This is a genomic window from Sphingomonas sp. SKA58, from assembly GCF_000153545.1.
GTDB lineage: Bacteria > Pseudomonadota > Alphaproteobacteria > Sphingomonadales > Sphingomonadaceae > Sphingobium > Sphingobium soli.
Genome location: NZ_CH959306.1, coordinates 678,841 through 691,986 on the forward strand (window position 1 = coordinate 678,841; position 13,146 = coordinate 691,986).

Consider the following 13,146-nt stretch of genomic DNA (forward strand, 5'->3'; position numbering starts at 1 on the left):
GGAACAGCGCGGCGACCGTCCGCGCTGTTCCGCCATATCGAGATGCTCCAGGGCGATCGGCCCTGGGGCACCTTTCTGGACGCGGGAACGGGCACCAATTCGATCGGCTGGGTGTCAGGGCTTGCGACCGATCGCTGGGTCGCCGTCACCGGCGCGGCGGGCCATGCCGTTCAGGTGCGTGACGCATCGGATCGCGTTCGCCGACCGCAGGACAGGATCATCCTTGGTAACTGGGCCAACCCGACGCTGCTGGCAGGCGAGCGTTTCGATACCATTCTCGCCGACTATCTGATCGGGGCGATCGAGGGATTCGCACCCTATTTTCAGGAACGGATGTTCGCCCGGCTGCGGACATTGGCGCGCGGGCGGCTCTATCTGGTCGGCCTTGAGCCCTATGTCGCTGAACGACCGGAGACACCTGACGGCCGCATCCTGTGTGACATCGGGCGATGGCGCGACGCCGTGTTGCTGCAAGCGGGCGAGCGACCCTACCGCGAATTTCCGATGGAATGGGTGCTGGAACAGATGACGGCGTCGGGTTTTCGCGTCGTCAGCGCGCATCGTTTCCCCATCCGTTACCAAGAGAAGTTTGTGAACAGCCAGATCGACATGTGCGCGTCGCGGCTTTCGAGGCTTGGGGATCGGTCACTGGCGGCGGCATTACATGCGCGGGGCGAAGCCTTGCGACAGGACGCTTTGGCCATCATCGGGCGCGAAGGCGGGCTGCGCCATGGCTTCGACTATGTGATCGCTGCTGAGAAAGGCTGATCGACTCGCCATCAATATTAAAGTCGGGGGGTCCGCATGACGGACGCTTATAGCCATGGGCTGCGCAAGCAGGGTGGCCGGTGCTTCGAAAACGCGCGCCCAGATATGAGCGGTCCGATCAGGCCACATAGGCGTCAGGGCGCTTAGCTGCATGGCTAAAAGCGGCGGCGAGCCAAAGGGATAAAGCATACAAAGGAGTGCACGCGCTGGTTCGTCGGGGAGGCTTTGTTTCGGGGGAAAGACATTCATGACAATTTCTGACTGACGCTGGACATCCTGTATCCTTCGCCGTATCGAGAAATGATATACCGTAACATAAAGTCAAGGGTAGAATATGGCTTCCACTGACAATCGGCTCCCGGTCACCGTACTGTCCGGCTTTCTGGGCGCGGGCAAGACGACGACGCTCAATCATATTCTCGCCAATCGTGAGGGGCGACGCGTTGCCGTGATCGTCAACGACATGTCGGAGGTCAATATCGACGCCGATCTGGTGCGCGGCGGCGACGCGGCGCTGTCGCGCAGCGAGGAGGCGTTGGTCGAGATGACCAATGGTTGCATCTGCTGCACCTTGCGCGATGACCTTTTGAAGGAAGTGCGCGCGCTTGCCGAGGCGGGCCGGTTCGATGCGCTGGTGATCGAGAGCACAGGCATTTCCGAGCCACTGCCGGTGGCGACGACCTTTTCCTTCCGGGACGAGGATGGCAATTGCCTGGGCGATGTCGCGCGGCTCGACACGATGGTTACGGTAGTCGACGCGCTCAATCTGCTCGCCGACTATTCGAGCCAGGATTTCCTCGCCGACCGCGGCGAGAGCCTGGGCGAGGACGATACCCGCAGCCTGGTCGGCCTGCTGGTCGAGCAGATCGAGTTTGCCGACGTGGTCGTCATCAACAAGGCAAGTGCCGTATCGCCGGAGCAGCTTGCCATCGTCAAGAAGCTGGTCGTCTCGCTCAATGCTGATGCGCGCATCATCACTTGCGATCAGGGCAAGGCGCCGCTCGATGAGATGCTTGATACCGGCCTGTTCGACGAAGAAAGGGCCGGGCAGCATCCGCGCTGGGCCAAGGAGTTGTACGGCTATGCCAGCCACCAGCCCGAAACCGAGGAATATGGGATCGAGAGCTTCGTCTATCGCGCCCGCCAGCCCTTTGACCCGGCAAAGCTCCACGCCTTCCTGACCGATGGCGGGCTTGACACTGTGGTGCGCGCCAAGGGGCATTTCTGGCTGGCGACGCGGCCGGACTGGGTTGGCGAACTGGCCGTTGCCGGGGCGCAGACGATGACGGCGCGCATGGGCCGATGGTGGGCCTCCATTCCCAAGAACCACTGGCCCGACGATGATCGTTTCGAACGCTTCGTCGCCCAGCATTGGGATCAGGACTGGGGCGACCGGCGGCAGGAGCTGGTGTTCATCGGCATCGGCATGGACGAAACGCGCATCCGCGCCCGGCTCGACGCCTGCCTGCTCGCGGTCGCACGCTTCACGCCGGACATGTGGATGGGCCTGCGCGATCCTTTCCCAAGCTGGGAGCCGCAGATGGAGGCAGCGGAATGAGCGTTCTGGCAGCGTGCAGCGATGCGATGGTAGAGGACGACAATGCCAATATCCTGGCACGGATATGGGAGCCGGATGTGCATCTGGCGCTTTGGCGGCGATTGCTGCCCGACAGCCTGATGCCGCTCGCTTCGCTCGATTGGGAACAGATTGACGACATTGATGAGCCGGTGTCGCGCGAGACTGTGGCGGCGGACCTCCCCTCTTATCTTGAGGCAGCGGGCTATGCGGAATTGAGGCAGGCGTTGGCAGACGAGATACTGCCGCTATGCGCGCGTTTAGCCGCCATCATGGATTGCTCCCAGATGAAATTGCGGCTGGAGGTCGTCGAAACCGATGCATGCCGCAAATTCCATGCCGACAATGTTTCCGCGCGTCTGTTGATGCCTTTGGTGGGGCCGGGCACGCAATGGGTTCATGCCGGCGATGACCACAAGATCGAGGCGCTGCAACCTGGCGAGGTCGGGCTGTTTAAGGGTTGGAAATGGACCGAGGCACCGCGCATCCTCCACCGGTCGCCGCCTGTCGCGGCAACGGGTGAAACCCGCCTGCTCTTCGCGCTGAGTCCGGTCGAGAGAAACGACGTCGCCTGACGGCATTTTTTTCTCGACCTTCCACAATAGACGCACAACTATCCCAAGATCAGATTCAGACCGGAGGCAGGTGCATGACGTCCCTTCACATATTGGCGCGGTCTTGCGCCATCATTGCGCTTGCGGCCACGGTCGCTGCTCCTGCCGCTGCGGAGGAGGGGATGTGGACCTTCGACGCATTTCCGACACAGGCCATGCGTGACAGCTATGGCTGGGCGCCCGATCAGGCCTGGCTGGACCATGTCCGCAAGTCAGCGGTTCGCCTGACGGGTGGCTGCTCGGCAAGCTTCGTTTCAGACGCGGGACTGATCCTCACCAATCACCATTGCGTCGCCAGTTGCTTGTTCGACAACAGCAGCGCCGACGCCGATCTTCTCGACAAGGGGTTCATCGCGGCGCGGCGCGAGGACGAAAAGGCATGTCCGGGCCAGCAGGCGGAAATCGTGACCGCCATCGCCGATGTCACCGGAACCGTTCAGGGCGCCTATAAGGGCATGACGGGCGAAGCACTGACGCGCGCGCGCGACGCGGCCATCGCAAAGATCGAGGCCGATGGCTGCCCGGATCGCAAAACGATGCGCTGCCAGGTCGTGACCCTGTTCGGCGGCGGGCAATATAAGCTGTATACTTACCGCAAATATTCCGACGTGCGGCTGGTCTGGGCGCCGGAGGATCGGGCAGCGACGTTTGGCGGCGACCCCGATAATTTCAACTTTCCCCGCTATTCGCTCGATGCCAGTTTCCTGCGCGCCTATGAAAACGGCAAGCCGGTCGTGCCATCCGATCATCTGACATGGAACCCGCGCCCGCCGAAGAAGGATGAGCTGACCTTCGTCGTCGGCAATCCCGGATCGACGGCGCGGCTGTGGACGCAAAGCCAGTTCGCCTTCGAGCGCGAAGTGCGCCTGCCGATCACGGTCGCGGTCCTGTCCGAACTGCGCGGGCGGCTGATCGCCGCGATGGACACCAGCCCGGAGAGGCAGCGCGAAGGCCTCGACATGCTGAACGGCATCGAAAATTCACTTAAAGTCTATATCGGCCGGACCAAGGCGCTCAATGACCCCGACTTTACCGGAAGGCTGGCCAAGGCGGAAGCGGACCTGCGCCAGCGCAGCGGCGGCAATGCGGCGATTGGCGACCCATGGGCGGATGTGAGTGCGGCGGTGCAGGCCTATCGCCCGCTCTATCTTCCCTATCGGTTCATAACGCCATCGAGTGATCTTTATGGTTATGCCGAGGCTCTGGTCATGGCGGCGAAGGAAAGGGCCAAACCGAACGAAGAGCGCCTGCCAGGCTATACCGACAGCGCGCTGCCGCTGCTGGAAAAGCAGATATTGGACAAGCGCCCGCTCTATCCTTGGCTGGAAAAGCTGCAATTGTCCTGGAGCCTGTCCAAGGCGCGCGAATATCTGGGCGTGGACGATGCGGACACGCAGTTGCTGCTGGGCAAGGAAAGTCCCGAACAACTGGCCGAGCGGCTGGTGTCGCAGACGCGCCTGGCCGATCCCGACTATCGTCGCCAGCTATGGGAAGGCGGGTTGCAGGCGATTGAGGCGTCAAAGGATCCGCTGATCCAATATGCCCTCAAGCTCGAACCGCGCCAGCGCGCTCTCAAGCGCCAGGTGGACGAAAATTATCAGGGACCTCTGACGGCTGCCGGGGGCAAGCTCGCCGGGGCGCGCTTTGCGGCCTATGGCAACGCGCTCTACCCCGACGCGACCTTCACTCTGCGGATCAGCTATGGACAGGTGAAAGGCTGGACCGAACGGGGCAAGGCCGTTCCCTATGCCACGACCATGGGGGGCACATTCGACCGCGCGACCGGGAGCGCACCGTTCGACCTGCCGACCGCCTTCGCCGCCAACCGCAAGGCGATCGATCCCGCCACGACCTATGATTTCGTGACTACCAACGACATTATCGGCGGCAATTCCGGCAGTCCCGTCATCGACCGGAGCGGTGCGGTGATCGGCGCGGCCTTTGATGGCAACATCCATTCGCTGGGCGGCAATTATGGGTATGATCCGGCGTTGAACCGCACCGTGGTCGTGTCGACCGATGCGGTGCAAGAGGCGCTGGAAAAACTCTATCCCGCGCCCGCTCTGGTCGCTGAACTCAAGGCGCGCTGACGTGGCGCAACCCATTCAAACCGCTGCCTATTGGGACGAGACGGCGGATGCCTACATCGTGGGCGCGGAGCCGTTCACCGCACAATTTTGCTGCGATGCCGTGGCGCTGGCCGAGATAGAAACGGGCATGTCCCTGCTTGATATCGCGACGGGGCCCGGCGCGCTGGCGCTCGCCGCAGCGGAAGAAGGCGCGCAGGTGACCGCCATCGATTTTTCCGCGACGATGATTGATCGGCTCGCTGGCCGGTCTGATGGACTTGCCATTACGGCGCGGCAGATGAACGGTCAGGCGCTCGATCTGCCCTCAGACTCGTTTGACCGCGTCTGCTCGGTTTTCGGCGTGCCGCTTTTCCCCGATTGGCGGGCGGGCCTTGCCGAAATGGCGCGCGTGCTGCGCCCCGGCGGCCTCGCCGTCCTTGGGGTAGCGGCCAATCCCTATGGATTTGGTCCGAACCAGCTATTGGCGGAGGCGCGGCTGGCCCTATGGCCAGACATTGCGATCGACATGGATATGCCTGGCATGATGGCGCTGCATGAGGGCGATTGCATTATTGCCGCGTGCGAAGCAGCAGGGCTGGCGCACGTCACGCTGCACAGCCGGACTCATGACATTGTGCTGCCAGCGGGCATTTTGACCCATGACAGCGCGATGATCGGGTCAAACCCGTTGATCGCCGGGCTGAGCGAAAGCGAGCGCCGCGCCGTCATCGCGCAGGCGCAAACCATGCTGGATCCTTGGCGCGATGGCGATCTCATCCGCATGCCGGGGAAGGCGCATCTGGCGGTCGCGACCAAGCCGGGCAATAAGGGGCGAGAAGCCGCATAAGATGGCGCATCGTGACGGAAGGACAGCAAAGATGATGCATGAAAGCAGTTTGGGAGTTTCCTTTCGTCACCGCTTGGCCGGCGCACTATGCCTGTCCCTTTGCGGATGGGTACTGGGGGGCGCCGCAGCGCCGATGCAGCGGCCGCCGCTGACTGACACGATGATGAACGAGCAGGTCAAGGCCTATGACTGGGTTCGCCCGCAGGCCGACTATGTGCGCAAAGTGGTGATGATCCCGATGCGCGACGGGAAGAAGCTCTACACCGTTATCGTGTATCGCAAGGGCGTGAGCGATGCGCCGATCCTGCTGAGCCGCACGCCCTATAATGCCGACAAATCGACCAGCCGCAACCGCAGCCAGAAGATCGAGGAGATCCTGCCCGTAATGGACGCGGAGTTCGTCAATGACGGCTATATCCGGGTCTATCAGGATGTGCGCGGCCTTGACGGGTCGGAGGGCGACTATGTCATGAACCGCCCGCTGCGCGGCCCGCTCAACCCGACCAAGGTCGATCACGCCACCGACGCCTATGACACGATCGACTGGCTGGTGAAGAATGTGAAGGAGAGCAACGGGAAGGTCGGCATAACCGGCTCCTCCTATCTCGGCTTCACGTCGCTCATGGCGTTGATCGACCCGCATCCGGCGCTCAAGGCCGCAGTGCCGCAAAGCCCGATGGTCGACGGGTGGATGGGCGACGACTGGTTCCACAACGGCGCGTTCCGCACCTTCGGCTTCGATTATGACCTGGGCCAGACGGTGAAGAAGGGCGGCGGGGCAGTGCCCAAGGGGACGGGCGACGAATATAGCGCCTATCTGGAGGCGGGGTCAGCGGCCGACTATGCCAGGGCCTACGGCCTGCTGGACCTGCCCGTGGTGCGCAAGGTGCTGGAGCATCCCAGCTATGACGCATGGTGGCAGGGGCAGGCGGTCGACAAGCTGCTGGAGAAGAGAAAGCTGACGGTTCCGACTATGCTGGTTGTCGGCCAGTGGGACCAGGAAGACAGCTATGGCGCCCCGGCTGTCTACCGGGCGCTGGAAAAGCAGGACGCGGCCAATGACATGGTCAGCCTCGTCATCGGCCCCTGGCGGCATAGCCAGGTTAATTATGAAGCCCGCGCCCTTGGCCCGTTGCAATGGGAAGGCGACACGGGGTTGCAGTTCCGCACGCGGTACATGAAGCCTTTTCTGGACTGCCATCTCAAATCCAATCCGCCACCATGCACGACCCCTCCCGTGCTGACCTATGCGACCGGCGCAAATCAGTGGGAGGTGTCGCAGCAATGGCCGGCGGGCACGCCGACGCCGCTTTACCTCGGCAGCAATTTCGGCTTGTCCTGGACCAGGCCGGAGGCAGGCAGTGACAGCTATGTCTCTGATCCTGCCAAGCCCGTGCCGATGCTGCCGCGCCCGGTCCATATGCAGGGTGAGGAATGGCGAACCTGGCTGGTGCATGACCAGCGCTTCGTCGACGGTCGTCCGGATGTGCTCAGCTACACAACCGGCACGCTCGACAAGCCCGTGCATATCAAGGGGGCACCCAAGGTCGATCTGCGGGCTGCGACCACAGGGCGCGACAGCGATTTCGTCGTCAAGCTGATCGACGTCTATCCTCAGGAGAACTCCGCCAATCCAGCCATGGCGGGCTACCAACTGGGCATCGGCATCGAGATTTTCCGCGGCCGCTATGTCCACGGCTTCTCCACCCCCGCGCCGCTGGAGCCGGGGAAAACCTATGCTTTCCAATGGTCGCTGCCCAATGTCGACCATGTGTTCCTGCCGGGTCACAAGATCATGGTGCAGGTGCAGTCGAGCCTGTTTCCGCTCTACGACCGCAACCCGCAAAGCTGGGTGAACTCGATCATGGAGGCCAAGCCCGAAGACTATATGAAGGCGACCGAGACGATCCACCGGGGCGGCGACGCGGCCAGCGCCGTCTGGCTGCCCATCATTCAAGACTGAACCACCATATGATCGGTCGCGCTGGAAAGTCGTGGATGGACGACATCAGCCCAGCGCGATCAGCCTTCAAACTTCGGACCCTTGTCTCAATGCGCTTTTCCGCAGGGTTTATCCGTGAAGAACTAGCCATAGTGGAAATGACGAAGGCGCTGCTAAAAGGCGCGAACGGGGTCCTGATATACGCGCGGTCTGGCAAAGACCGCCCGTCCGCCGCAAAGTGCGAGTAATCGCAGTCTTGCCCTCCCTGCCATTCTGAGCAACCAACGCGACGCGAGATTTCCTTCCATATTCCAGCGAAAACAAGCCTTGTACGACGGGCGTGTAACGATATATCGTTTTTGTTGCTGTGGCCGCGGGGGTGCGGCACGGGAGATTCAGATAATGTCCGCCCATCCTATCTTGGTCGTACAGGCGTTGGAACATCGGTATGATAAACGACCGGTTCTCTGTAAATTAGCGCTCGAGCTGAATGAAGGCGAGCACCATCTGCTTCTAGGACCGTCAGGGTCGGGCAAGACGACGCTGATCCATGCTATCTCGGGTTTGCTGGAACCTGATCAGGGTAGCATCATCATTGATGGCGAACCGATGACCGGACAAGGCGCGGCTGCTCGCGACCGACTGAGGCGTGATAAGATCGGGCTTATCTTCCAGTCGCTGAGGCTTGTTTCGGCACTGACCGTCCGCGACAATCTGCGCCTTGCGAGCCGCTTAAGTGGGCATCCCGCTAACGACGATAATATAGATGCCCTTTTGGATCAGGTCGGCGTCGGCCACCGGGCTTCGGCCAAGCCGCGCTTGCTGAGCCAGGGCGAGGCGCAGCGGGCGGCGATCGCGCGCGCACTGGTTGGCAAGCCACGGCTGCTGATCGCGGACGAGCCCACCTCGGCGCTGGATGACGACAATGCCCGTCGGGTGGCTTCCCTTCTGCTCGAAACGGCCGACCGCAATGGGTCGACCTTGCTCATCGCCACGCATGATGAACGGCTCAAGGCGCTGATCCCGCGCACCGTCAGCCTCGTTCCGGCAGGGACAACGGTCCAATGATCGGCCTTGCCCTCGCTTATCTGCGCGATCGTCCGCTGATGACGGCGCTCAACATTCTGCTGCTGGCGCTGGCGGTGGCCACACTCGTCATGCTGCTGTCGGTCTCGACGCAGCTTGGCGAGCGTTTTGAACGCGATGCGCAAGGGATAGACCTTGTGGTCGGCGCCAAGGGGTCGCCGCTTCAGCTGATCCTGTCCAGCATCTACCAAATGGATACACCAACCGGGAATATCCCGCTCGAGAGCGTTGCACTCCTGCGCCGCGATCCTTCTGTGCGTCAGGCGATACCGCTCGCCATGGGTGACAATTTCCGGGGCTATCGCATCGTCGGCACCGAGCCGTCCTATTTGACGCTACAGAATGCAAAGCTCGCCAAAGGGCGGATGTTCGGCAAGGCGCAAGAGGTGGTGATCGGCGCGCGCGTGGCGCAGGAGCTAGGCATGGATCTCGGCCAGCGCTTCGTCGGATCGCACGGACTGGTCGCGGACGGGGCGGCCGGAGAGCATGAACATTCGCCCTTTACGACTGTCGGCATACTTGCCCCCACCGGCTCTGTTATGGATCGGTTGATCCTCACCCCGGTCGAGAGCGTTTGGGACGCGCATGGCATCGACCACGATCATCATGGCACGCAAGCCCATGAGGGCGAAGATACGGACCATCACGAGGCCGGCGCGCATCAGGATGAGCACGAGCACGAGCACGAGCACGAGGCCGCCAGCCTGACAGAACATGAGGAAATGAAGCCGGAAATCACCGCGCTGCTTGTGTCCTACAAGTCCGCTTTCGGCGCGGTGCGCATCCCGTCCATGATCAACCGCCAGACCAACATGCAGGCAGCGGTGCCGGCAATAGAGACCGCGCGCCTGCTCTCGCTACTGGGGGTCGGCATCGATGGGGCGCAGCTTTTCGCCTGGTTGCTCGCAGCGACCGGGGGGCTTTCCATTTTCGTCGCGCTCCTGGCGGCGGCATCGGCGCGTGAGGGCGACCTTGCGCTGCTGCGGGTCATGGGAGCGAGCCGCGTGCAGGTTTTTGGCACGATCGTCGTTGAAGGGCTGCTCATTGCCGCGATCGGCGCTATCGCAGGTCTCGTCCTGGGACACGGCATCCTGGCGCTCGCGCGCGCTAATTTCGCGCAACTCAGAGACTTGGGCTTTGATCCGCTCGCCCTCCTACCGGGCGAATGGGGCATCGTCCTTGCGGTGCTAGGCATCGGCTTTGTGGCGGCGATAATTCCCGCCATTCGTGTGTTCCGCCTTGATCTCGCGGATACTCTTTCCCGCTCAAGCTAGGAATTTTGACGATGCGCCTTCCGTTTCTGGCCGCGATCCTATTCGCTATGTCCATTCCTGCTGGCGCCGCCATGCAGCTGGGCAAACCGGCGCCAGCGACAGATGTCTGGCAACCGGCAAAAACGCCGCCGGGCGGCACGCCCTGGTCCCTGTTGCAGCAGACCAAGCTCAACGATCGCACGGACGAAGCGACGATGACGATCTTCACCAAGCCGACATTCCCGGCCGCGGTGAAGGCGCTCAACGGTAAGCAGGTCAAGGTGGCTGGCTGGATGATGCCGCTGGAAAATGGCCGCCAGCAGAAACATTGGGTGTTGCTCGGTTATCCACCGGGCTGTCCGTTTCACATGCACGCGCTGCCGAACCAGTTCATGGAGGTCAAAGCCGCGGTCCCCTTTCCGACCGATGAGAGCAAGGTGCATGTGGTCACGGGCACCTTGCAACTGACTGGTTATGATGAGAGTGGCATCTTCTATCGTCTCGTCAACGCGCGTCCCGGCTGAGACATGATGAACCGCCGCGATTTTGCGCGAAAGGCTGGGGCGAATGGCGGGAACCCAGCTTGACTTCGTCATGTCGGAATATCACGATATCTCATATCTGATCGGAGACATGTGTTGCGCGTTGCAGCTTTATTCTTGTGCCATGCCGTGGCGGTGGCGGTCCTGATCGCGCCGGCGGCGGTCGCGCAGCGTCCCGATAATTTGAAACCGTCCGAGTCGGTATGGAAACCGGCCGCCGCGCCGCCAGGTGGGATATCCTGGACGGTGCTTGAATCGACCAAGGAAATCCAGCGACGCCAAACCGGCACGATCTATTCGAAGCCGGCCTTTTCGCAGAAGGTAAAGGCACTCAAGGGCAAGCGGATCAAGGTCAGTGGTTATGTCATGCCGCTTCAAAACAGCCCCAGGCAGACGCATTTCGTTCTGCTCGCCTATCCACCTGACTGCCCGTTCCACCTGAATCCTGCGCCCAATCAATTCATCGAGATCAGGACGAATTCTCCCATCGCGGTACGATCGGGCGTTCAGTCCTTTGAAGGACGGCTGATCCTGAGCGGCGAGGACGAAAGTGGCATTTTCTACCAGATGCAGGAGAGCCGCGAGATTTGAGCGGCATTGAAAGGACAAGATCCATGCGTGGTCCAGTTTCAATCATGTTTAAAATGGCATCTGGCGTATTACTGCTCGTCGCGATGCCGGCGATGGCTGCGACATGCATGGATATGGCTTCGGGGAAGCGGACATTCTGGCCGCGATTGATTACACTGGCTTGACCTATAAGCAACAGCTCGCGGCGCAGGAGGAAGCGTTGGCACGCTATGACCGAGAGAAGGCGGCCGAACTGGAAAAAGCCAAGGCCGTGTTCGCCTCACGTTTCAAGGCTGATCCCGCCCCGGCCGAAATGGCGCAACAATAAACCCATTAGGGCGATCTTCGCTGACGCAAATGCGCTATGTGCTTGATCGCAAAGCAAACAGGTCTTTAACGAGCAGGGCACCAGCAGGCAGGATGCTGCAATTTGGAGTGAGCGGTAGCAAAGACGCCTCCAGCCACTGGCCAGTGCAGATGCAAGGCCCATGCACAAAGCCAAAGCCAAGGGTCGTATTAAAGATTCCCTTCAGGCCATACGCATCCACGGCCCGGTGATAGCCAAGGTCTTGGCCGGACTATAAGCGTTGACATAAAGGGTTCTGCCGTCAGGCGAGAAGCAGGCACCCGCAAGCTCGGTCTGCGCGGTGAGGGCGGCCAGCACATAGGTCGCGCCGCCCGGCGTCACGCCGATCAGCCGGTTGGCGACCACCTTGGTATATTGATCCTCGCACACCACGAGATGGCCATTGGGCGCCACCGTCAGATTGTCGCCAAAGTCGAGCATTGTCTTGCCGCGCGATTCGACGAAGAGCTGGAGCCGGTCGCCCGACCTTCCCGGCCGCAGCCGCATGATCTGCCCCAATTTCGCCGCGCCCCCCGAAGTGCAGCAGAAGAACAGCTCGCCATCGCCCCAGTGGATCCCTTCGCCCCGCGCGAACCGCAACGCACCCGCCTGATTGCCGCGTTGGCGCAGATCGTCGTCTGGAGCATCGGTCCCATCGAGGTCGATCCAGCGGACAGCCAACCAGTCGCCCTCCGCCACGTCGGTGCCGGCCCAGTTCCGGCTGTCGGTTCGCGCGGGATCTAGCAGCGCCAAGGCCTGGAGGCGCCCTCCCGCCATGAGCCTGCCAGGACGATGAGGCACATAGCGGTAGAGCAGCCCATCATCGCGATCCTCGGTCAGATAGACGATACCGGTGCGTGGATCGATTGCCGCGGCTTCATGGTTGAAGCGGCCCATGGCGCGGATCGGCTGCGGATCAACCAGCCCCCGCGCCGTTGCCGGAACTTCGAACACCCAGCCATGATCCTGGCCGACCCCATTCCCCGCTTTGGTGACGTCCTCCTCGCAACTCAACCAACTGCCCCACGGCGTGATACCACCCGCGCAGTTGCGGATCGTGCCGGCGAGGCTCAGATGCTGCGAAACTGCCCGGCCGCTCGCATCGTCGATAATGATCGTCGTCGTGCCTCCGGGAAGCGCGCGACCGTCGCTCAGCCGGTCGTAGGCGAGCAGATCGCCCGCCGCCCCGCGCAAGGCGCCCTGGTCGATACCGTTCGGTGAAAGTTCATGGTTGCGCACCAGCGCGTGACGTCCGCCAGGCAGTGTGAAGCAGCCCATGCCGTCGGCACGGTCAGGCACGGCGCGGCCGTCGCTCATCGCCTCACCGAATTGTGAGATAACGCGGTAGGAAAAGCCCGCAGGCAGATCGAGCAATCCGGCAGGGTCAGGAAGGGTAGGGCCATAGCCCGCCGATGGCGTAGCCGCGCCGGTCAAAAGAGACGTGCGTTCAGCGCAGCCCGCGATCGCCAGCCCGCCCAGCGCCGTCGCCATGCTGATCGCAAATCCACGCCGATGCATCATTGCCGGGGCGCA

Annotated in this window: 12 protein-coding genes; 11 read left to right on the top strand and 1 reads right to left on the bottom strand. The window is 62.0% G+C overall.

Annotated elements, in window-relative coordinates:
* Positions 1–42 precede the first annotated feature (42 nt).
* The 11 genes from SKA58_RS03765 to SKA58_RS03820 all read left to right on the top strand — a co-directional run bounded on the left by SKA58_RS03765 (position 43) and on the right by SKA58_RS03820 (position 11,595).
* Entirely contained in the window at positions 43–768 is a 726-nt protein-coding gene (locus SKA58_RS03765; protein ID WP_009821025.1) for a hypothetical protein, read from the top strand.
* Positions 769–1,102: 334 nt separating this feature from the next.
* Positions 1,103–2,326, top strand: a complete 1,224-nt coding sequence (locus tag SKA58_RS03770) for a GTP-binding protein (RefSeq protein ID WP_009821026.1) — start codon at positions 1,103–1,105, stop codon at positions 2,324–2,326.
* Positions 2,323–2,919, top strand: a complete 597-nt coding sequence (locus SKA58_RS03775; protein WP_009821027.1) for a DUF1826 domain-containing protein — start codon at positions 2,323–2,325, stop codon at positions 2,917–2,919. The genes SKA58_RS03770 and SKA58_RS03775 overlap by 4 nt, the downstream gene beginning before the upstream one ends.
* 74 nt (positions 2,920–2,993) lie before the next feature.
* Positions 2,994–5,048: a S46 family peptidase gene (locus tag SKA58_RS03780; protein ID WP_009821028.1), complete on the top strand. Its 2,055-nt coding sequence runs from the start codon at positions 2,994–2,996 to the stop codon at positions 5,046–5,048.
* Position 5,049: 1 nt separating this feature from the next.
* On the top strand, positions 5,050–5,874 hold the full coding sequence (locus tag SKA58_RS03785; RefSeq protein ID WP_009821029.1) for a class I SAM-dependent methyltransferase: 825 nt from the start codon (positions 5,050–5,052) through the stop codon (positions 5,872–5,874).
* 133 nt (positions 5,875–6,007) lie between these two features.
* Positions 6,008–7,837 (top strand): CocE/NonD family hydrolase, encoded by a 1,830-nt coding sequence (locus SKA58_RS03790; RefSeq protein ID WP_009821030.1) that lies wholly within the window; start codon positions 6,008–6,010, stop codon positions 7,835–7,837.
* Positions 7,838–8,236: 399 nt separating this feature from the next.
* Positions 8,237–8,884 carry an ABC transporter ATP-binding protein gene (locus SKA58_RS03800; protein ID WP_232209358.1) on the top strand — a complete coding sequence of 216 codons (648 nt, stop codon included), beginning with the start codon at positions 8,237–8,239 and terminating at the stop codon, positions 8,882–8,884.
* Positions 8,881–10,176: an ABC transporter permease gene (locus SKA58_RS03805; RefSeq protein WP_009821033.1), complete on the top strand. Its 1,296-nt coding sequence runs from the start codon at positions 8,881–8,883 to the stop codon at positions 10,174–10,176. Before SKA58_RS03800 ends, SKA58_RS03805 begins: the two co-directional genes overlap by 4 nt.
* 11 nt (positions 10,177–10,187) lie before the next feature.
* Complete coding sequence (locus SKA58_RS03810) at positions 10,188–10,679, top strand: DUF3299 domain-containing protein (protein ID WP_009821034.1); 492 nt, start codon at positions 10,188–10,190, stop codon at positions 10,677–10,679.
* Positions 10,680–10,826: 147 nt separating this feature from the next.
* On the top strand, positions 10,827–11,288 hold the full coding sequence (locus tag SKA58_RS03815) for a DUF3299 domain-containing protein (RefSeq protein ID WP_009821035.1): 462 nt from the start codon (positions 10,827–10,829) through the stop codon (positions 11,286–11,288).
* 103 nt (positions 11,289–11,391) lie between these two features.
* Positions 11,392–11,595 (top strand): hypothetical protein, encoded by a 204-nt coding sequence (locus tag SKA58_RS03820; RefSeq protein WP_009821036.1) that lies wholly within the window; start codon positions 11,392–11,394, stop codon positions 11,593–11,595.
* A gap of 201 nt (positions 11,596–11,796) precedes the next feature.
* Here SKA58_RS03820 and SKA58_RS03825 read toward each other — a convergent pair whose 3' ends face one another.
* Positions 11,797–13,104, bottom strand: a complete 1,308-nt coding sequence (locus tag SKA58_RS03825) for an alkaline phosphatase PhoX (protein ID WP_232209359.1) — start codon at positions 13,102–13,104, stop codon at positions 11,797–11,799.
* Positions 13,105–13,146 lie beyond the last annotated feature (42 nt).

Excerpts from the sequence above, each read along its gene's own strand:
- SKA58_RS03765 (WP_009821025.1), top strand. The coding sequence starts at position 43 with ATGCTCCAGGGCGATCGGCCCTGGGGCACCTTTCTGGACGCGGGAACG.
- SKA58_RS03770 (WP_009821026.1), top strand. The coding sequence starts at position 1,103 with ATGGCTTCCACTGACAATCGGCTCCCGGTCACCGTACTGTCCGGCTTT.
- SKA58_RS03775 (WP_009821027.1), top strand. The coding sequence starts at position 2,323 with ATGAGCGTTCTGGCAGCGTGCAGCGATGCGATGGTAGAGGACGACAAT.
- SKA58_RS03780 (WP_009821028.1), top strand. The coding sequence starts at position 2,994 with ATGACGTCCCTTCACATATTGGCGCGGTCTTGCGCCATCATTGCGCTT.
- SKA58_RS03790 (WP_009821030.1), top strand. The coding sequence starts at position 6,008 with ATGCAGCGGCCGCCGCTGACTGACACGATGATGAACGAGCAGGTCAAG.
- SKA58_RS03805 (WP_009821033.1), top strand. The coding sequence starts at position 8,881 with ATGATCGGCCTTGCCCTCGCTTATCTGCGCGATCGTCCGCTGATGACG.
- SKA58_RS03810 (WP_009821034.1), top strand. The coding sequence starts at position 10,188 with ATGCGCCTTCCGTTTCTGGCCGCGATCCTATTCGCTATGTCCATTCCT.
- SKA58_RS03820 (WP_009821036.1), top strand. The coding sequence starts at position 11,392 with ATGCATGGATATGGCTTCGGGGAAGCGGACATTCTGGCCGCGATTGAT.
- SKA58_RS03825 (WP_232209359.1), bottom strand. The coding sequence starts at position 13,104 with ATGGCGACGGCGCTGGGCGGGCTGGCGATCGCGGGCTGCGCTGAACGC.